Annotated in this window: 15 protein-coding genes and 1 pseudogene; 4 read left to right on the top strand and 12 right to left on the bottom strand. The window is 70.2% G+C overall.

Annotated elements, in window-relative coordinates:
• The 8 genes from C1J00_RS18890 to C1J00_RS45320 all read right to left on the bottom strand — a co-directional run.
• Positions 1-1,262: M16 family metallopeptidase (locus C1J00_RS18890; protein ID WP_102910253.1), on the bottom strand; the 1,262-nt coding region annotated here is incomplete at its 3' end.
• Positions 1,263-1,309: 47 nt separating this feature from the next.
• Complete coding sequence (locus tag C1J00_RS18885) at positions 1,310-2,707, bottom strand: MFS transporter (RefSeq protein WP_180989602.1); 1,398 nt, start codon at positions 2,705-2,707, stop codon at positions 1,310-1,312.
• Entirely contained in the window at positions 2,692-3,699 is a 1,008-nt protein-coding gene (locus tag C1J00_RS18880; RefSeq protein WP_180989601.1) for a HesA/MoeB/ThiF family protein, read from the bottom strand. The genes C1J00_RS18885 and C1J00_RS18880 overlap by 16 nt, the downstream gene beginning before the upstream one ends.
• A gap of 38 nt (positions 3,700-3,737) precedes the next feature.
• Entirely contained in the window at positions 3,738-4,490 is a 753-nt protein-coding gene (locus C1J00_RS18875) for a 2OG-Fe(II) oxygenase (protein WP_102910250.1), read from the bottom strand.
• Between the two features lie 81 nt (positions 4,491-4,571).
• Entirely contained in the window at positions 4,572-6,518 is a 1,947-nt protein-coding gene (locus C1J00_RS18870; RefSeq protein WP_102910249.1) for a B12-binding domain-containing radical SAM protein, read from the bottom strand.
• Positions 6,511-7,272 (bottom strand): 2OG-Fe(II) oxygenase, encoded by a 762-nt coding sequence (locus C1J00_RS18865; RefSeq protein ID WP_102910248.1) that lies wholly within the window; start codon positions 7,270-7,272, stop codon positions 6,511-6,513. The genes C1J00_RS18870 and C1J00_RS18865 overlap by 8 nt, the downstream gene beginning before the upstream one ends.
• Positions 7,269-8,795: an ABC transporter substrate-binding protein gene (locus tag C1J00_RS18860; RefSeq protein WP_180989600.1), complete on the bottom strand. Its 1,527-nt coding sequence runs from the start codon at positions 8,793-8,795 to the stop codon at positions 7,269-7,271. The genes C1J00_RS18865 and C1J00_RS18860 overlap by 4 nt, the downstream gene beginning before the upstream one ends.
• 85 nt (positions 8,796-8,880) lie before the next feature.
• A complete protein-coding gene (locus C1J00_RS45320) occupies positions 8,881-9,030 on the bottom strand; it encodes a hypothetical protein (protein WP_180989599.1) in 150 nt (49 codons plus the stop codon).
• 257 nt (positions 9,031-9,287) lie between these two features.
• Here C1J00_RS45320 and C1J00_RS18855 point away from each other — a divergent pair, with 257 nt between their 5' ends.
• Together C1J00_RS18855 and C1J00_RS18850 are read left to right on the top strand one after the other, a co-directional pair.
• Positions 9,288-10,892 (top strand): ABC-F family ATP-binding cassette domain-containing protein, encoded by a 1,605-nt coding sequence (locus C1J00_RS18855; RefSeq protein ID WP_245936399.1) that lies wholly within the window; start codon positions 9,288-9,290, stop codon positions 10,890-10,892.
• 132 nt (positions 10,893-11,024) lie between these two features.
• Entirely contained in the window at positions 11,025-12,365 is a 1,341-nt protein-coding gene (locus C1J00_RS18850; RefSeq protein ID WP_102910245.1) for a DUF2637 domain-containing protein, read from the top strand.
• A gap of 69 nt (positions 12,366-12,434) precedes the next feature.
• On the opposite strand, the gene lysS is transcribed toward C1J00_RS18850, so the two are convergent.
• The gene (lysS, locus tag C1J00_RS18845; protein ID WP_102910244.1) at positions 12,435-14,180 is read right to left on the bottom strand and encodes a lysine--tRNA ligase; all 1,746 of its coding nucleotides are present in this window, start codon (positions 14,178-14,180) and stop codon (positions 12,435-12,437) included.
• 149 nt (positions 14,181-14,329) lie between these two features.
• Here lysS and argS point away from each other — a divergent pair, with 149 nt between their 5' ends.
• Positions 14,330-16,096, top strand: coding sequence for an arginine--tRNA ligase (argS, locus tag C1J00_RS18840; RefSeq protein ID WP_102910243.1), 1,767 nt, complete (start codon positions 14,330-14,332; stop codon positions 16,094-16,096).
• A gap of 235 nt (positions 16,097-16,331) precedes the next feature.
• On the opposite strand, the gene C1J00_RS18835 is transcribed toward argS, so the two are convergent.
• On the bottom strand, positions 16,332-16,832 hold the full coding sequence (locus C1J00_RS18835; protein ID WP_102910242.1) for a DinB family protein: 501 nt from the start codon (positions 16,830-16,832) through the stop codon (positions 16,332-16,334).
• 95 nt (positions 16,833-16,927) lie between these two features.
• Here C1J00_RS18835 and C1J00_RS18830 point away from each other — a divergent pair, with 95 nt between their 5' ends.
• On the top strand, positions 16,928-17,713 hold the full coding sequence (locus C1J00_RS18830; protein ID WP_102910241.1) for a DUF4253 domain-containing protein: 786 nt from the start codon (positions 16,928-16,930) through the stop codon (positions 17,711-17,713).
• A 94-nt stretch (positions 17,714-17,807) separates the two neighbouring features.
• Here the strand turns inward: C1J00_RS18830 and C1J00_RS18825 are convergent, their stop codons facing one another.
• Both C1J00_RS18825 and C1J00_RS18820 read right to left on the bottom strand, forming a co-directional pair.
• Positions 17,808-18,707, bottom strand: coding sequence for an SAM-dependent methyltransferase (locus C1J00_RS18825; RefSeq protein WP_102910240.1), 900 nt, complete (start codon positions 18,705-18,707; stop codon positions 17,808-17,810).
• A gap of 119 nt (positions 18,708-18,826) precedes the next feature.
• Positions 18,827-19,285: pseudogene (locus C1J00_RS18820) on the bottom strand (transcriptional regulator); the annotation flags it as partial.

Below are 19,285 nucleotides of genomic sequence, written 5' to 3'. Positions count from 1 at the left end.
GGGCGGGGCTGGTAGGTCAGCACGGCGCGGTTCTTGGGCCGGAGGTGTTCGGCTGCCACGGCCCGTATGTCGTCCACGGTGATCTCCGGCATGCGGTTCATACGGTCGTCCATCGCGGTGGCGTCCCCGAGGTACGCCTCGCCGGCGCACAGTTCCTCGGCCCTGCTGCCGGGATGAGCGAGGCGGTCCAGCCAGTCGCGGCGCAGTTGGGCCTGGGCGCCTTTGAGGGCCTTCTCGGTGACGCCGGTGTCGGCGATGCGTTCCGTCTCCTCGTCCACGGTCTTCTCGACGAGGCCGAGGTCGCTACCGGGGAGGGCACGAACGTCGAGCCGGCCCAACGAAGGTGCCGCGTACAGCGGCATCAGGGATGCTCTGGCGCGGTGGGCGATCTGGTCGTTGCGGACGAGCCGGTCGTGCAGGCCCCGGCTGCTCATGCCGCCGAGCAGGGTGACGGCGAGGTCCGCCGCCACTCCTGCCGGTTCGCTGTAGGGCGGGAGCTGGAAGGCCGCCATGAACGCGGGGCCCGGCACGGCCTCGACGAGGCGCCGGCGGGCCTCGGCCGGGGGTCCGGGGGCCCGGGAGCACTCCGTGCGCTCGGGTGCGGGCGAGGACGCGGTCAGGTGGCCGAAGTGACGCTCGACGAGAACGGCCACCGCTTCGGGGTCTATGTCGCCGACGACGGACAGCAGGGCGCGGTCGGGTGTGTAGTGCCGGTGGAAGAAGGCACGGCAGTCGTCTTCCGTGACCGTCGCCAGATCCTCGGGGCTTCCCGCCGGCGTGCTGCGGAAGGGGTGGCGCGGGGGGAAGGACATGGCGACGAGCGTCTCCCAGCCCGTCCCGTACGGCACGTTGTCGTAGCGCTCACGGCGTTCGTTGAGGACGACGTCCCGTTGGGTGGTGAGGCTCTGGGGCGTGAGTGCGTCGAGCATGCCGCCCAGCCGGTCCGCTTCCAGCCACAGCACCAGTTCCAGCATCCCGGCCGGGACGACCGAGTAGAAGGTGGTGCGTTCGAAGCCGGTGGAGGCGTTGGTGAAGCCGCCGCCGTCCTCGACCGCGGCGGTGTGCCCGCCCGGCGGGACGTGCGTGGAGCCCTGGAACATCAGGTGCTCGAAGAGGTGCGCCAGTCCGGTCCTGCCGGGTGGGTCGTCCCGTGAGCCGACCCGGAGCCAGAGGCAGACCGCCACGGCCGGAGCCGTGGCGTCCCGGGAGACGATCAGGCGCAGGCCGTTGGGCAGCGTACGGACTTCGGGTTTCAAGTGCACGTGTGGCTCCTGCGGTCACGTGTGTTCGTGGGCGGGTTCCGGTCTGCTCAGGCGTCCCCGGCGGCTTCCTCGTTCTCCTCGTCGTCCGGCAGACGGATCAGGGAGCGTACGGGGCTGAACAGCGGCCACAGGGCCGAGGCGACCAGGCCGGCCGACGCGAGCACCATCACCTCGACGAGGCCGAGCCAGGTGCCGAGCCAGCCGCCGAGGAGGGCGCCGATCGGCTGGACTCCCCAGCTGATGAAGCGGGTGGAGGCGGTGACACGCCCGAGCAGGTGGTCCGGCACGAGGGTCTGCTTGACCGTGTCGCTGATGACGAGGTTGACCACCACGGCGCAGGTGTAGACGAAGGTCGAGACGGTGACCAGGGTGACGGCCACGACTCGGCCGGTGCCGGCGGCGAGCGGAACCAGGACGGCGGCCAGGCCCGGTACGGCGTACACGAGGATCAGGGCTCGGCCTTGGCCGAGGGTGCGGGTGAGGAGGGGGGTGCAGGATGCTCCGACCAGTCCCGCTATTCCGCCGGCCATGCTGGTGGCGCCCAGGAGGCCGGGGCTGAAGTCGAGGTTCTTCAGGAGGAACAGGACGTTCACCGCGAAGAACATGGAGTGGAAGATGTTGAAGTGTGCGGCTGCCAGGGTCATCGGCCGCTGAAGGCGGTCGTGACGCAGGACGCGCAGGCCCGCGAGCACCTGTTCCCGGTGGGTTTCCTTCGGCCGGGCGCGCCCTGGCTCGGCGGCCGGGCCGGGTTTTCCCTCCGGGGCGTCGCTCTCCTCGACCGGGTCGGCCGAGGGAGGCGCCTTGGGGAGCCGGGACAGAGTCGTGTAGCTGACGAGGTAGCTGACGCTGTCGACGACGAGGGCGACCGGTGCGCTCATGATCTGGACGAGGATGCCCGCGAGGCCCGGTCCGGCGACCATGCCGACCGAGGCGCTGCCCTCCATCCACGAGTTGGCCCGCTCCAGTTGGCTGCGTGGCAGCAACCGGGGGAGGTAGGCGGACATGGCGCTGTCGAACAGCAGGCTGAGCGCGCCCACGAGGAAGACGACGAGATACAGCACGGGCATGCTCAGCAGGTCGAGCCAGAACAGCACCGGTACGGAGAGCACGAGCACGCTGCGCGTCAGGTTCGCCATCAGCATGATGCGCCGGCGTTCGTACCGGTCGGCCCAGACACCGGCCGACAGTCCCAGCAGCAGCACGGCCGCGGACTCCGCCGCCTCGAGGACGCCCATCTGCCACGGTGTGGCGGCGAGGGTCGTCACCGCGATGATGCCCATGGCCATGAAGGTGATCTCGGTGCCGGCGAGCGAGACGGACTCTCCGGTCCACAGGCGCAGGAAGCCCGTGCCCTTGAAGGACGGTTTCTTCGCTTCCTTCGATGCGTCGCCGGGGGGAACCGGCTGTGGCTGCTGCCCTTGTTCGGCTATCAGGTCGTCTGACACGTGCACGTGCTCTCTTCGGTGTGGGTGATGCGCTGCCGGGTGAAGTCCAGTGCCGCCCGACGCCCCGAGGTGGGGCACGCTCCGGTGCACAGGAACTGAATCACGTCATGGGCGAGCATGGCGGCGACCGCTGTGTTGCCGGGACCGAAGGAGAAGGGGGCCGGTTCGGTCATCCGGTCCTCCACCTCGCGTTCCAGGGGTGTGAGCAGTGTGCGCCGCTGCCGCTCGAAACAGGCCCAGCAGCCTCCTTGCACGGGGTCTACGAGCGGGCCCCAGAAGCCTGTTCCGACCCCGACGGTCCCGGTGACGAAGGGAGTTCGGGACGCGGCCGCCCAGCGCGCCACGGTCGCCGGGAGTTCCGGCGGTGTGTCGGCGGCGACGATCAGCAGGTCGATCCGGTCGCCGAAGGCGGCTTCCAGGCCCGCCTCGTCGGTGACGCGCCGTCTGATCCCGGTGATCTCCGCGTCGGGGCGCAGCGCGCGCAGGCTGCGGGCCAGCGCTTGCGACTTGGGGGTGCCCACGTCGCCCGGCCCATAGGTGAACTGCCGGTTGAGGTTGTGCCGGGCGACCGTGTCGTGGTCGACGAGCCTGAACCTGCTGATGCCGGCCCCGGCCAGGTGCTGGGCCACGATCCCGCCGATGCCACCGAGGCCGAGAACTCCGACTCTGGCGGCCAGCAGTCTCCGCTGGGCCGCGGCCGAGTCCGGCGTGAACAGTCCCAGATAGTCCACCTGCCGTTCGAACGTCTCACCGGCGAACGGATCTGTCGCGTCCGGGGGTTCGGCGGTCAGCCAGCCGAGGGCGTCGAGTTCCGCCAGCAGGTGCGTGGCGGGATCCTGTCCCCAGGTGCCGGCGAGGACGTCGGTGGTGGTCCCGTCTCTCAGCCGCCGCAGGGCGTCGCGCACCGGGGCCTGGAGGCGGCTGCCCTGGATCCGCAGCAGCCGGTCCCCCAGACTCAACAGGGTTTCGTCCGCGGTCTCCTGAACGGCCACGGCGGGGATGAGCCGTACCGGTCCCCGCCGGGCGGTGGTCAGCTTCCCTCCAGGTGCTGTGCCATGGCAATGGTGTAGCGGCCGACGCCGTCACCGCTGAACGGCTCGACCCAATGCCAGCAGTCCTCCCGGATCGGGATGACGGACACGCTGTTGAAGTGCGGTACGACGTGGGTCTCTTCCCCCGCGCCGTTGCGGTAGCCGAGCCGGCCGCCGTGTGCCGGCCGGTAGGTGTCGTCGAGGTAGAAGTTGACGGCGAAGACCCGGCCGGGCATGAGGTCCTGATGGTCACCGAGGCCGTCGGAGTTGCGGTAGGCGGCCAGCTCCATGGCGGTCCGCTTGCGGAGGACCAGCCCGGTTCCCTCCTTCAGCCAGTCGCGGAAGGTGTCCGACAGCACGGTGAAGACGAAGAAGTCCTCAAGGGCCTGGCGGTGTTCCGGGGCCAGGGTCCCTTCGGCGAACAGAGCGTGGATGTCGGGTACCCGGAACTGGGTGGCGGTCACTCCGGCAGCGGTGTCCGCTGCCTCGCCCCAGTACTCCATCGGTTCCTGGTCGGTCTCGATCAGGGAGGAGTGACGCGCCCAGGTGGGCACGGCCCGCAGGGCCGCCGAGAGGCGGGCGGCCAGGTGTGGCACCAGGAAGTCCGTGAGGTGCAGCGGGCTTGCGTGCTCGGCGTGGTACCAGTCGCGAACGGAGGTGAATGCCGCCCCGGTGAGATGACGGGGGGCGATGTACTGGGCCGCGGCGGCCGCCACGGCCGACGGCTGCTGGAGGGTCTCACCCGTGGTCATGCTTCTCCTGGTTCGTGGAGGACGGGGGTCGGAACGGTCGGCGGACGGCCGCGGTGCTTCCCCCTGCGGAGGTCGGAGTTCTCAGGCTGCGACCATGGTGTCGGAGGCGGCGGTGAGCAGCCGCGACTCGATCAGCGCCGCCAGGACCGCGCGGGCGGGCGTCTCGCCGTACACCTCGGTCAGTTCGCGCAGCGTGCACACAGACCCGTCGAGCCAGGGGGCCAGGCCGGCCGCCACCGCGGCCGGCAGGACCGTCCGCTCGCGCCGGACCACGTGGGTGACCAGTAGTTCCCGGCCGCGTGGCAGGAGGTCGAGGTGGTCGACGGCGAGCCGGAACCGGTCGCCCTTGCCGGGAAGGCCGGAGAGGAATTCCGAGCCGGTCTCCCGCATGCGGCCCGACCCGTGGCGGATGGCGAAGTCCTGGTACATGCGGTGGACGCGGCCCCGTTCCTCGTCGGTCATGGCGGGGTCGATGTTGCCGAGGTGGTTCAGCGCGTACTGGGCCTGGTTGGCGAGGCCGGAGGCGTTCTCTGCGACGACCAGGCCGAACTTCTCGGGGTTGCGGCCGACCTCCGAGGAACGGGTGGCCTCGAACGGGAAGATGGAGAACTGCTCGACGTGGTCGGCGAGACTTGAGACGTCCCGCAGTGCCTCCACCGCCTCGTCCAGGGTCGTGGAGGGCAGATCGGGGATCAGGTTGATCCGGAGGTTCACGCCCGCCCGGTGCGCGTCCCGGATGAAGCGCAGGTTCTCCTCGCGGTCGGCTGACTTGTGGACCAGCTTCAGCACCCGCGTGTTTGTGGTCTCCATGCCGACGACGAGGAACGCGCAACCGGCCCTGGCCATGAGTTCCAGGGTTTCCTCGTCGAATCGCCGGTCCACCATGGCGAACGAGCTCCAGGAGATGTCCAGGCCTCTGGCCAGCACCTCCTGGGAGAATCGCCGGGAGAAGGCCGGCGGGATCGACTCGGTGATCAGCTCGAACTGGCGGACTCCGTGCGTGGCGACCTGGTGCTCGATCTCCGCGACGAAGGACTTCACCGAGCGGCCCCGGTAGGCGGGGCTTCCGTCGTACTGCTCGACGAAGTCGCAGTAGTCGCACTTGCCCCAGTAGCATCCGCGTGCCTGCACGATGCCCAGTTCGGCGTCGACCAGGCGGTCCAGCAGTCGCGGATCGTATTCGGCGTGCGGCAGCGCGTTCGGGTGCAGTCCTGGGCCCGGGGCCGCGTGAACGACGCCGTGTTCCTCGGTCCGTGCCGAGACGCCCGCGACCGTCGTCGGCTGCCAGGTGCCGCCCGGCGCGGCCTGCTCGCACAGTGCGGCCAGGGGGAGTTCACCGTCGTAGCGGACCACCGCGTCGACCTGGCGATGCTCGTTCAGCAGGATGGTGACGAGGTCCTCGTCCATGAGGGACAGCGTCGGTCCGCCGAGGACGACCCTGATGTCCGGCCGCACACGCTTGATCTCGCGGGCCAGGATCAGACCCGGTACCAGTTGCGGCCCCATGGGCAGGGAAATGCCGAAGAGGGCCGTGTCCGCCGGGAGACGGGAGGCGAGGTCGAGGCTGTCGAAGTAGGTCCGGTAGACCAGGGTGCGGTCGGAGTCCAGCAGGGCCGGGTCGCTCAGCCACTGCGGCTCCGGATCGATGAGGTACGGCCGGGCGAGCGCCGTGAGCAGGTAGGCGGGCCCGGTGACCGACGCGAAGGCGTGGCGCCCCTCCGCGTCGAACAGCCGGTCGCGGTGGTGCGTGAGCCAGCGGCCCGCGACGCCGCTCATCTCCGCGACGAAATCGCCCTCGATGCCGGCCATCCGGCCCTCGCCCGCCGCACGCAGGTGCTCGGGTTTCAGTAGGTGCAGGGCGAACTCCTCATTGAGGTCCCACTGGTGGGACGCGACTCCGCGGCTGCTGAGGAATCCGCCCAGCACGGCGGTCGAGGGGAAGTACCGCCCGAAGCTCAGCTCGACCAGCGGCGGGAAGCTCAGGACGGCGGAGTACGGGCGGGTGCGCGTCACGGACGTGTCAGGCATGGGAGACCGCCTCTGCCGGCGCGGCCACCAGGCGAGCGGCGATGCTGACCGTCTGCCGCCCCACCCTGTCGCGGAGCCACGGCGTCACCCAGTGCACACAGCCGTGCCGGATCGGCATCACGGAGAGGCTGTTGTACCGGGGAGGCATCAGGAACTCCTCGCCCTGCTCGTTCCGGAAGCCCAGGACACCGCCGTCGCCCTCCGTGTAGGCCTCGTCCAGGTAGAGGTTGAGGACGAAGAGGGTGTCCGAGTCGGTGTCGGAGTGCTCGCCGAGGAAGTCGCCGCGGTCGTAGCGGGCGAACTCGATGTTGGTGGTGAGGGGGCCTTCGGCCGCGACCCACCGGGCGAGGAGGTCCACCAGAACCGGCCCCATACCCGCGAAGACGAAGAAGTCGGAGAGACCGCGCCGGAGGGGTTCCGCGTAGGCGGAGTCGTCGTCGAAGAGCGCGGGGATATCCTGAGCAACTTGCCGTATCGCGGCCCGGAGTTCCGGGGACGCGGCGTGGAACTCCTCAGCCGTGGCTGGGCGCGTCGCCAGGAGGTCCTCGTTCCAGAGCGCCGGGGACGAAGCCCAGTGCGGTATCGCGCGGACGGCTTCGGCGATGCGGGCGGCCTGGTCGGCGGGAAGGAAGCCGTCGAGGTGGACCGGGCGAGCGGGATTCTCGGTCAACAGCTGAGTCAGGGAGGTCAGTTCCCCAGGGGTTCGCGGGGCGGGCCCGTACGGGGAGACCTGGCGTGCGGTCGTGTCGGTCATGGGTATACCGCCCTTCGTTCAGTCGGGGTCGGGGCCGTCGGAGGTGGGGGGCCCTCGGTCATGCGCTCCAGGCTGACGAGGCCGCTGGACGTGATGCTCGGTGCGGGCAGCGCTGCTCGGCGCAGGGTCACGCTGTTGACCTGGAAGAGCGGTATGACGGGAGCCCGTTCCAGGACGGTCTCCTCGGCGTCCCGCCAGGCTTCGGCGGTTCCGTCGCCCGCCGGCATGCGCAGGGCCCGCTCGAGTGCCGCGTCCACCGCCCGGTCGCGAAAGCCGAGGGTGCGGGCGCTGCGGGTGGCGCTGTGGAAGGGGTTGAGCAGGCTCGCCGGGTGGGCGAAGGGTGCCGGGCTGATGCAGTACAGCAACTCGTAGTCGACTGCGGCGACGGCCGCGGCGAAGGCCGGGAAGGTCAGCGGGCGCAGGCGAACACGGTGGCCGAAGCGGTCCTCGATGTCGCGGGCCAGAGCGCGGGCCACGGTGTCGTTGGGCGGGAAGTCGGCGTAGGTGAGCGCGAGTTCGGCGCAGGCGCCTCGCGTGGCACGTAACGGCCGGGCTCTGCGCTGGTACGGGGCGGGCCGGTCCGCGTCCGGGGCGCCGGGCCACAGCCGGCCGTACCCGTGCAGAGGCAGCACGACGCCCGACAGCAGGTCGCTGACCGCCCCGCGGTCCCAGCCCGCACTGAACTCGATCCGGCCCTCGGGGGTGTCGAGAGGAGAGTCGATACCGGGTTTCACCCAGAGCCGACAGGCCACGGGCAGGGGGCGGACGGTCGCTTCGGGGCGCCCGGCCAGGACCGCGAACGCGGCGGGGTCCAGACCGGTGCTGAAGCACACGTCCAGTTCGCCGGCGTCGAAGGCCGCGACGGCGTCCGCGCGGTCGGTGTGCACCTGGAAGACGATGCGCTCGGGAGCGTCCGGATGACAGCGGGACCTGCGGGAGGGTTTGCCGCGCAGCTCGATCCTGCCCTGGTCCCGGTCGGCCCGCACGGGCCGGTAGGGGCCGCTCGCCGTCCAGCCGCCGTTCTTGGTCTCGCGGACCGGGGCCGCACCGGGAAAGGCCAGGAGGTCGGGGAGGAAGGGCAGCGGAATCGGCGAACGCAGCTCGAGAACGGGGCCGTCGGCGTCCTGCGTCGGGGTGGTGCTCGGCCCGCCGACGGTGTCGGGCAGCACGAACGCGGTGGGGCTCCAGGCCCGGTGGACTCCGGCCTGGATGTCCGCGAGCAGCACGGGCATGCCGTCGTCCCAGGTCTGGTCCGGTGAGGGGCGCATGCGCCAGGTGTGTCCGTCGTCGAGGCATTCCAGTGACTCGAGCGCTGCCGGGACGGCCCGGGGTGCGGCGTCGGAACCGTCCTCCCGGGTGAGCGGGTCCACCAAGGTGTCCAGGACGAGGGCCTGGTTGAAGTCGACGACGTGGTACGGGTCGAGGCTCAGCGGCCAGTCGTCGAGGTCCACGGTGAGCAGACCGCTGGTGCCCGAGCCCCTCGGTGCCGCACCGGCCGGTCCGTCATCGGGTGTTCCGCGCACCTGATCCCCCAGAGTCTTACGGCTTCGCTCTCGGTCAGCGCGGTGGGCGCCGGCCATGGCATGGCCGGCGCCCACCGCCACCGCGTCAGGTCCGGACGCGACCGCCCAGGAACTCGTTCAGCAGTTCCCGCTTGAAGACCAGACCGTCGGTCTCCAGCTCCGGGCGAAGGGTGTCGCTGTCGTGCTGCACCTCGGTGGACTCCTCGTTCACCGGGCGCTGAGCGTTGTGTTCCATATCGTTCCTCTCTTCTGAGAGTGACAGGTACAACCGAACAAAAGAAAGGCGCTTAGCATGCGCCTTTCCCAGCTGTCAAACATTTATCGGGACTTCACGCCTCGATTGCCAAGCATTTTGACCTTTACACACGGGGATCGCTTTCACAAGAGATCACCATGAGACGCTGAGGCCGACGGCCCGGTACGCCGCACAGGACATCGGAAGGAGTTCGGACGAGCGTGGGATTCATCGAGGCATCCGGCCTTACGTACGGCATGGCAAATGGGCAAGTACTGTTTCAGGACACTTCATTCCGAGTGGGCGATGGGGACAAGGTTGCCCTGATCGGCGCCAACGGGACAGGGAAGACGACGCTTTTGCGCCTGGTCGCGGGCGAGCTGACGGCACACTCCGGAAGCGTTCACATAACGGGTGGCCTGGGTGTTATGCCCCAGTTCATCGGTTCCGTACGCGATGACACCACAGTGATCGAGTTCCTCGTCTCACTGTCCTCGCCGGGACTGCGCACCGCGTTCTCGGCCCTGGAACGAACAGAATGGGAGATGCTCGAGAACGACACGGAATCGGCGCAGATGGCATACGCCGAAGCCCTTTCCGAATGGGCCGAAGCGGGTGGCTACGATGCAGAAGTGGAATGGGACCGCGTCACCTCTGCCGCCCTGCGGTCTCCGTTCGACAAGGCGAAATACCGGCGGCTGAGCACGCTCTCCGGCGGAGAGCAGAAAAGGCTCGCGCTCGAAGCTCTCTTCCGGAGCGACGCCCAGGTGCTGCTGCTCGACGAGCCGGACAACTACCTCGACGTTGCGGGCAAGCGGCAGCTGGAGGAGATGATGGCCGCCTCCCGGAAGACCGTCCTGTACGTCAGTCACGACCGGGAGCTTCTGGCCGCCACGGCCACCCGGGTCCTGACCCTCGAAGCCCACACCGTCTGGGTCCACGGCGGAGGGTTCGCCACCTACGACGAGGCGCGCCGCGCCCGTCTGGACCGACTCGACGAGCTGCACCGGCGCTGGAACGAGGAGCACGCGCGCCTCCGGGAACTGGTGCGCACGCTCCAGCAACAGGCGCGGGCGTCCGCCTCCATGTCGGGCAAATACCACGCGCTCCAGACCCGGCTGAAGCGATTCGAGGAACTGGGGCCGCCGCCGGAGCGCCCTGTGGAACAGAACGTACGGATGCGATTGCGCGGAAGCCGTACCGGAATACGGACAGTGCGTTGCGAGAATCTTGAACTGACCGGCCTCACCCAACCTTTCGATCTCGAAATCTTCTTCGGTGAACGAGTCGCCGTCCTCGGCGCCAACGGCACCGGCAAATCCCATCTCCTCCGGCTGCTCGCGGCCGGCGGCAGTGAGCAGCACGGCCTCGACACCAGCAGGCACGGTGCCCCGGTGGCCCACACCGGCACGGCTCGTCTGGGGTCCCGGGTCCGTCCTGGCTGGTTTGCGCAGACCCAGAGCAGGCCCGACCTGGACGACCGCACACTCGTGGACGTCCTGGGGCGGGGCGACGGTGACCGGGAGGGCCGCGACCGAGGGGCAGCAGTCTCCGCACTGCGCAGGTACGAACTCCAGGCCCAGGCCGACCAGACCTTCGGTTCCCTCTCCGGCGGGCAGCAGGCCAGGTTCCAGATCCTGCTGCTCGAACTGCAGGGATCCACCTTGTTGCTGCTGGACGAGCCGACGGACAACCTGGACCTGCACAGCGCCGAGGCCCTGGAGACGGCACTGGACCGCTTCGAGGGAACCGTCCTCGCGGTGACCCACGACCGCTGGTTCGCCAGGACCTTCGACCGCTTTGTCGTGCTGGACTCCGACGGCCGGGTGCGGGAGACGGACGAGCCGTACTGGGAACGGTGAACGCGGCGCGGCCCGCCTCTGCAATCTCCGCCGACCTGGCCGAATAAGGCCGCACTGGAACCGGCCACCCGTCCTCCGCACATATGTGCCACCCTGTTGCGCGCAACAACATGCAAGGGGAGGGGAGTACGGGTGGCCGCGCCACTGCAACTGACTCGGACGCACCGCGTTCTCATCGGCGTGGTCGTGGCCGGTGCCGTGATCATCGCCGGCATCGGCTTCGCCGGTTCGTACGCGGCGGTGCGCGAGTTGGCCCTGAAGAAGGGCTTCGGGAACTTCTCCTACGTCTTCCCGATCGGCATCGACGCGGGCATCTGCGTCCTGCTGGCCCTGGATCTGCTGCTCACCTGGATCAGGATCCCGTTCCCCCTCCTGCGTCAGACGGCGTGGCTGCTGACGGCGGCGACGATCGCCTTCAACGGCGCGGCGGCGTGGCCGGATCCGCTCGGTGTGGGCATGCACGGGGTGATTCCGATCCTGTTCGTGGTGTCGGTCGAGGCGGCCCGGCATGCGATCGGCCGGATCGCCGACATCACGGCCGACAAGCACATGGAGGGGGTCCGCCTCACCCGGTGGCTCCTGTCCCCCGTCCCCACGTTCCTCCTCTGGCGCCGCATGAAGCTCTGGGAGCTCCGCTCCTACGAACAGGTCATCAAGCTGGAGCAGGAGCGGCTGGTGTACCAGGCGCGGCTGCGGTCGCGGTTCGGGCGGGCGTGGCGCAGGAAGGCGCCGGTGGAGTCCCTGATGCCGCTGCGGCTGGCGAAGTACGGGGTGCCGTTGGCGGAGACGGCTCCGGCGGGGCTGGCGGCGGCGGGTATCGAGCCCGCGCTGATCCCACCGGCTCCCCGGCAGGCGCTGGACGCGGCGGCCGCACCCGGCCGGGCTGCGGACGGCCGTGCCGTCGGGGCGGCGCCCGTCCCCCAGGGGGCGGTGTCCTACGGGGAGCGGCGTCCGGACCTGGACGGCACCCCGGTCGGCGAGCACGCGAAGGCCGGGCCGGAGCCCGAGGAGAGCCCGTGGTTCAACACGCCGCGCGAGGTCGAGTACCAGGGTGGCTACGACCCGGCCTACGACCCGGAGCAGTACGCCGAGTGGTTCGCGGAGCAGCAGCAGGCCGAGGAGTACCTGGAGGACCGGCCGCACGACGCCTCGTCCTCGTCACCGTCCTTGTCCTCGTCCCCGCCCCCGTCCCCGTCCCCGGAGGACACCGGCAGTTTCCCCATCCCGGTGGTCCCGGGCCGTACGCGTGAGCTGGGTGACGGCGGCGGTCCGCCGGAGCCGACCGAGGAGGACTACTACCAGGTCTTCCGCGAGTCGACCAAGGGCGGGAACGGAGCGCCCACCCCGCGCGGGTTCATCTCCGACGTCGAGGCGACGTACGGCGTCGCCCTGGACGAGGCCGACGTGAAGCGCATGATGAAACGCTTCTCCAACCGTCTCAACGCGGAGCTGACGGACGAGCACATCGCCTGACCGGCACGAGGAAGGGGCCCTCAGGTGAGGGCCCCTTCCGTCGAGCGGCGTGACTGCGCCGGTGGTCGTCTACTCCCCGAGCAGGGCCCGCACCCGGTCCTGCCCCACCGCCAGCAGCAGTGTGGGCAGTCGCGGTCCGGTGTCCCGGCCCACCAGCAGGTGGTACAGCAGCGCGAAGAACGACCGCTGGGCGGTCTTGATCTCCGGCGGCAGCTCCTTGGGCGTGGCGTCGGCGGGGAACCCGGCCTGGACCTTCGGCACGCCGTAGACCAGGTGCGTCAGACCGTCGAGCGACCAGTGACCGGCCAGCCCGTCGAGCAGCAGCCGCAGCGACTCGCGGCCCTGCTCGTCGAGCGACTTCAGCAGCTCGGCGTCCGGCATGTCGCGCACGATGGTCCGCTGGTCTGCGGGGACCTGCGTGTTGATCCAGGCCTCGGCCTTGTCGTACCGCGGCCGCGCCTCGTCGAGCGAGGTCAGCGGCTGCTCCGGGTCGAGCTCGCTGAGGATGCGCAGCGCCTGGTCCTCGTGCCCGGCGGTGATGTCCGCGACGGACGCCAGCGTCCGGTACGGCAGCGGCCGGGGAGTCCGGGGCAGCTCACCGGCGGCCGTACCCACCGCGCGGGCGTGCGCGGCCACGTCGCCCGGCAGGGCGCTGCCGTCGGCGACCTTGCCGTCCAGCTTGTCCCACTCGTCGTAGAGCCGCTGGATCTCCTGGTCGAAGGCGATCTTGAAGGACTGGTTGGGCCGGCGGCGGGCGTACAGCCAGCGCAGCAGCTGCGGTTCCATGATCTTCAGGGCGTCCCCCGGAGTCGGCACGCCACCGCGCGAGGACGACATCTTCGCCATCCCGCTGATGCCCACGAAGGCGTACATCGGCCCGATGGGCTGCTTGCCGCCGAAGATGCCGACGATCTGCCCGCCGACCTGGAACGACGAACCCGGCGACGAGTGGTCGACACCGGAGGGCTCGAACACGACACCCTCGTACGCCCAGCGCATCGGCCAGTCGACCTTCCACACCAGCTTGCCGCGGTTGAACTCGTTCAGCCGGACCGTCTCGGAGAAGCCGCACGCGGTGCAGGCGTACGTCAGCTCGGTGGAGTCGTCGTCGTAGGACGTGACGGCGGTGAGGTCCTTCTCGCAGTTGCCGCAGTACGGCTTGTACGGGAAGTAGCCGGCGGCGGTGGAGCTGCCGTCGTCCTCACCGGCCGCGCCGGAGCCCTCGGCGGCCTCCAGCTCGGCCTCGTCGACCGGCTTCTGGCCCTGCTTCTTGGCCGGGGCCTTCTTCGTGCGGTACTGGGCGAGGATCGCGTCGATGTCGCCGCGGTGCTTGATGGCGTGCAGGATCTGCTCGCGGTACACACCGGAGGTGTACTGCTCGGTCTGGCTGATCCCGTCGAACTCCACGCCCAGCTCGGCAAGCGACTCGGTCATCGCGGCCTTGAAGTGCTCGGCCCAGTTCGGGTGCGAGGAGCCCTCGGGCGCCGGGACGGACGTCAGGGGCTTGCCGATGTGCTCCTCGTACGACTTCTGGTCGACACCCGGGATGCCCTCGGGCACCTTCCGGTACCGGTCGTAGTCGTCCCACGAGATCAGGTGCCGCACCTGGTGGCCCCGGCGGCGGATCTCGTCGGCGACGAGGTGCGGGGTCATGACCTCGCGCAGGTTCCCCAGGTGGATCGGGCCGGACGGGGAGAGACCGGACGCGACGACGACGGGTTTGCCCGGGGCCCGGCGCTCCGACTCCTCGATGACCTCATCCGCGAAACGGGAGACCCAGTCGGTGGTCTCGGTGCTCTGAGCCACGATCGGCACGTCCTTCTTTCTGCATCGGGCAGCCGGTACGGTCGCACGGCTGACCGCACCATTCTCCCAGACCATGTCGCGCCCGGGAAAACGGCTTTACCCACATGGGATACTGGCCGTGTCCATCGATCCCCTCGAGGAGAACGGCACCCCTACCTATGGCCTCGGTCACGTCCCTCAGCGACTCCGTCCACCAGCGCCTCGCGGCGGCCCTGTCGGCGGCTCTGCCGCAGGCCGGCTCCGCGGACCCGCTGCTGCGACGAAGCGACCGGGCCGACTTCCAGGCCAACGGGATCCTGGCCCTCGCCAAGAAGGAGAAGGCGAACCCGCGGGAGCTGGCGACGCAGGTCGTGTCCCGGGTCGAGTCGGGTGAGCTGATCAAGGACGTCGAGGTCTCCGGCCCCGGCTTCCTGAACATCACGATCACCGACCGCGCGATCACCGAGACCCTCGCCGCGCGCTTCGCCGACGACACCGGCCGCCTCGGCGTGCCGCAGGCTCAGCAGCCGGGCACCACGGTCATCGACTACGCCCAGCCGAACGTGGCGAAGGAGATGCACGTCGGCCACCTGCGCTCCGCGGTGATCGGCGACTCGGTCATGCGGCTGCTGGAGTTCACCGGCGAGAACGTGGTCCGGCGTCACCACATCGGCGACTGGGGGACCCAGTTCGGCATGCTCATCCAGTACCTGGAGGAGCACCCGCACGAGCTGGACCACGACGCCGACGAGGTCTCCGGCGAGGAGGCGATGTCGAATCTCGACCGCCTCTACAAGGCCGCCCGCAAGCTCTTCGACGCCGACGAGGAGTTCAAGACCCGGGCCCGGCGCCGGGTGGTGGACCTCCAGGCGGGCGACCCGCAGACCCTCGCCATGTGGCAGAAGTTCGTCGACGAGTCGAAGATCTACTTCTTCTCCGTCTTCGAGAAGCTGGACATGGAGATCCGCGACGCGGACATCGTCGGCGAGTCGGGTTACAACGACATGCTCGCCGAGACCTGCCGCCTCCTGGAGGAGTCGGGTGTGGCGGTCCGCTCCGAGGGCGCCCTCTGCGTCTTCTTCGACGACATCAAGGGCCCGGACGGCAACCCGGTCCCGCTGATCGTGCAGAAGTCGGACGGCGGCTACGGCTACGCGGCTACGGACCTCTCCGCCATCCGCGACCGTGTCTTCGCCATCAAGGCGAACACGCTCCTCTACGTGGTGGACGCCCGCCAGTCGTTGCACTTCAAGATGGTCTTCGAGACGGCCCGCCGGGCGGGCTGGCTGAACGAGGACGTCGAGGCGGTGCAGCTCGCCTTCGGCACGGTCCTCGGCAAGGACGGCAAGCCGTTCAAGACCCGTGAGGGCGAGACGGTCCGGCTGGTCGACCTGCTGGACGAGGCGATCGACCGTGCCTCGGCGGTGGTCCGGGAGAAGGCGCAGGACCTGTCCGAGGAGGAGATCGCCGAGCGGGGCACCCAGGTCGGCATCGGCGCGGTGAAGTACGCGGACCTCTCGACGTCGGCGAACCGCGACTACAAGTTCGACCTGGACCAGATGGTCTCGCTGAACGGCGACACGTCCGTCTACCTCCAGTACGCCTACGCCCGTATCCAGTCGATCCTGCGCAAGGCCGGCGCCTCCCGCCCGGTCGCGCACCCCGAGCTGGAGTTGCACGAGGCGGAGCGCGCGCTGGGCCTGCACGCGGACTCGTTCGCGGCGACGGTGGCGGAGGCGGCGACGGAGTACGCCCCGCACAAGATGACGGCGTATCTGTACCAGCTGGCGTCGCTCTTCACGACGTTCTACGACAAGTGCCCGGTGATCAAGCCGGAGCCGCCGAAGGACGTCGCGGAGAACCGCCTGTTCCTGTGCGAGGTCACGGCCCGCACGCTGCACCAGGGCATGGCCCTGCTGGGCATCCGGACGCCCGAGCGGCTCTGATGTCCGGCCCCTGACGACAGGCCCCGAGGGCGGCACTCCCCCGTGGAGTGCCGCCCTCGGGCGTTGTCACGCGCTGCTTCTCACCGGCAGTCGACCCCGGGCTGGAGTCCTGGGCCGACGGGTTGAAGTCCCGGGCCGACGGGTCGGCGCCGGGCCGTGGATCCGGGCCGGCTGCCGCCCGGTGGCGGGAGGGGGCCACGCGTGCTTGGCCGCCCGCGTCCGATACCCCGACGGGTCAGCGCTGGGCCGTGGTGCTCGCGCCGTCCAGGGCCTCCCGGATGATGTCCGCGTGCCCGGCGTGCTGGGCGGTCTCCCTGATCAGGTGCAGCAGGATCCGGCGCACGGACCAGCACTCGGGCTCCGGCAGCGACCAGGGTGTCCTCGGCAGCGGCACGCTGACGTCCAGGTCCGCCGACTCGGCCACTGCCGCCTCGGTGGCCCGCGCGGCCCGTGCGTAGCGCTCCAGCAGCGCGGGGAGCGTGTCGCCGCCGGCCATGCGGTACTGCCCCATGTCGAGCATGCCGGAGGGCAGTTCACCGTCGCCCTCGGTCATGATCTGCGTCCACGTCTCCTCTCCCTGGGCCAGGTGCTTCACGATTCCGCCGAGGGTCAGCTCGCTCACGGTCGTACGCTCCGCGGCCTGCGCGTCGGTGAGTCCGCGCACGGTGATCAGCAGCAACGCGCGCTGCTCCGCGAACGCGGCCAGCAGGTCGGTCTTCTCCGGGGAAGTGGTCATGTCCGGACGGTAGGGAGCCAATAGGCCAGATCCTGGCCGCTATGGGGACCGCCGGGCCGGTCGGATTGTCAGTGGCCGGCTCTACAGTCACCACCATGGCGACTCTTCCCAATCCCCTGCCGAAGCTGGCGGCGGACCCGAGCGGCCGCTCCCTCGGCCTTCGGCTCCCGGCCGGTGCGCTCGTCGACACCACCACCGAGGGCTCCTGGCACGAGCCGCTGCTGTGGTGCGCGGCCGGACGGGCCCTGCCGGGCGGCTGGGCGGCACTGGAGCCGGCGCGCCGTGCGGGGCTCCTGCCGGTCGTCCTGGAGACGGGCGACGGCCATGGCGGCCCGGACCGCTGGGAGTTGAGGCCCGGCGAGGTGTCCTACCCCGGGGACCACGACGCCGAGGAGGTCCTGGCGGAGTACTGGGAGGAGCATTCCGCCGAGGGCACCCCCTGGCCCGGCCCAGCCGAGCCCGTCGGCCATGTCCGGGAGCCGGACACCAGGGCCGCCGGTATCGCGGACACCGTGCTGGGCGACGGTGGCCCCCTCAAGGAGCCCCGCCTCGCCCTCGTCCCGGCCCGCCGCAGCGCGGACATCCCGGCGGCGATCGGCTGGACGGGCCCGGCGAACCACGAGAGCGACACCGCCCGCCTCAGCGCGGTGCTCCGCTCCTGGGAGGACCGCTTCGGCATACGCCTCATCGCCCTGGGCTTCGACCACCTGCTGCTGTCCGTGGCCACGCCGCCCACCACCCCGGAGCCGGCGGAAGCCGTGGCCGCCGAGCACTTCGCGTTCTGCCCGGACAACATCCACCAGGGCCCGGACGCGACCCTGCGGGCCTACGCCGAGCACCAGGTCCTCAACCAGCCGACGTGGCACTTCTGGTGGGACTGAGCCCCTCCCCCAGCCTGCGCAGTCCTTCCCCGATCTCCGCCGGTGTCTGCGTCACGAAGCAGAGTCTCAGGGTCGTCCGGTCGGGCGTGCCGCCTCAGCCCTTGGCGCCGATCGCCGCGTACACGTTGATGTCCGCGTCCGTGACGTCGTTGATGTCGCGGTACCGCACCTTCTCGATCTCCTCCAGCCCGGCGAGGAAGGACTCCTCCGGCTGCTCGGGGACGGGGGCGGCGTGGTCGGGCCGCCAGCGGTGCGCGGGGACGACACCCGGGTCGGCGATCTCCAGCCCGTTCCCCGTGAAGAAACGCTCGACGTCGGCCCGGGAGCGCAGCACGAAGGTGAACCCGCGCTCGGTGTAGGTCCGCTGGACCGCGCGGATGTTCTCGGGGTTGAGGTCCTCGGTGAGATGGCTCAGCACCAGCCGACTGCCGCCGGGCAGCTCGTCGAGCAGCCCGCTCACCAGCGGATATGCCTCCTCGTCCGCGACGAAGTGCAGGATCGCGACCAGACAGAGCCCGATGGGCCGGTCGAAGTCCAGGGTCTTGGCGGCCTGTTCGAGGATGCGGGCCGGGTCCCGCAGGTCGGCGTCGATGTAGTCCGTACGCCCCTCGGGACCGCTGGTCAGCAGGGCGCGCGCGTGCGCGAGCACGACCGGGTCGTTGTCGACGTACACGACCCGCGACTCGGGTGCGACGCGCTGCGCGATCTGATGCACGTTCTCGGCGGTGGGCAGCCCGGTGCCGACGTCGAGGAACTGCCGGATGCCGTCCTGCTCCACGAGTGTGGTCACCGCGCGCCGGAGGAAGTCGCGGTTGTGCCGTACGTCGAGGTACCCGCGCGGGTTGGCGGCCAGCGCGGCGGCGGCCGCGTCCCGGTCGGCGGGGTAGTGGTCCTTGCCGCCGAGGAAGACGTCGTAGACCCGGGCCGGGTGCGCCTTGCTGCTGTCGATCCTCCTCCGCAGCTCGGCGGGATCCTGACTGAGGGCATCGGACATCGGCGTCTCCCTGGAGATAGGTGGTTCAATCAACAACCACTACGGCGGTCAACCACCTAACGGTTCAACGGATTTGATGGTGCCCGTGCGGCACGACCACCGCGGAGCACGCCCCGGGACTACTCCGTCGTCCCCTCCTCGACCCACTTCTCGCCGCCCAGCGGGAACTCGTAGGCCGGGCGCCCGTTGTTGCCGCTCGTACGGAAGGGCCGGCCGTGGTCGTCCACGGTCAGCGTGCCCGAACGGTCGCCGCTGGACCAGTGCAGCTCCAGGTACCAGCTGACGTCGTACGCGGAGGCGTCGGCGCGGATGTAGTACACCTCCGGGTCGGACTCGCTCACCTTGAACGGGAAGTTCGCGTGCCCCGCCTCGGGCACGACACCGGGGCGCGCGGCGTCGAGGGCGACCGTGAAGAACCGGGTCGGTACGCCACCGCCGCAGCCGACGCCCGGATACCCCATGGCGTAGTCGTTCCAGGCGAGCGGCGCCCGCTTCCCGGCCATACGGACCGTCAGCCTCTTGACGACCACGGTCTCCTCGCCCCTCCCCTGCACGGTCAGCTTCAGGAACTCCTCCCC

The sequence above is a fragment of the Streptomyces cahuitamycinicus genome (assembly GCF_002891435.1).
Classification (GTDB): domain Bacteria; phylum Actinomycetota; class Actinomycetes; order Streptomycetales; family Streptomycetaceae; genus Streptomyces; species Streptomyces cahuitamycinicus.
Note: the sequence above shows the minus strand (reverse complement) of the source record. Positions and strands in the feature narration are given on the sequence as shown.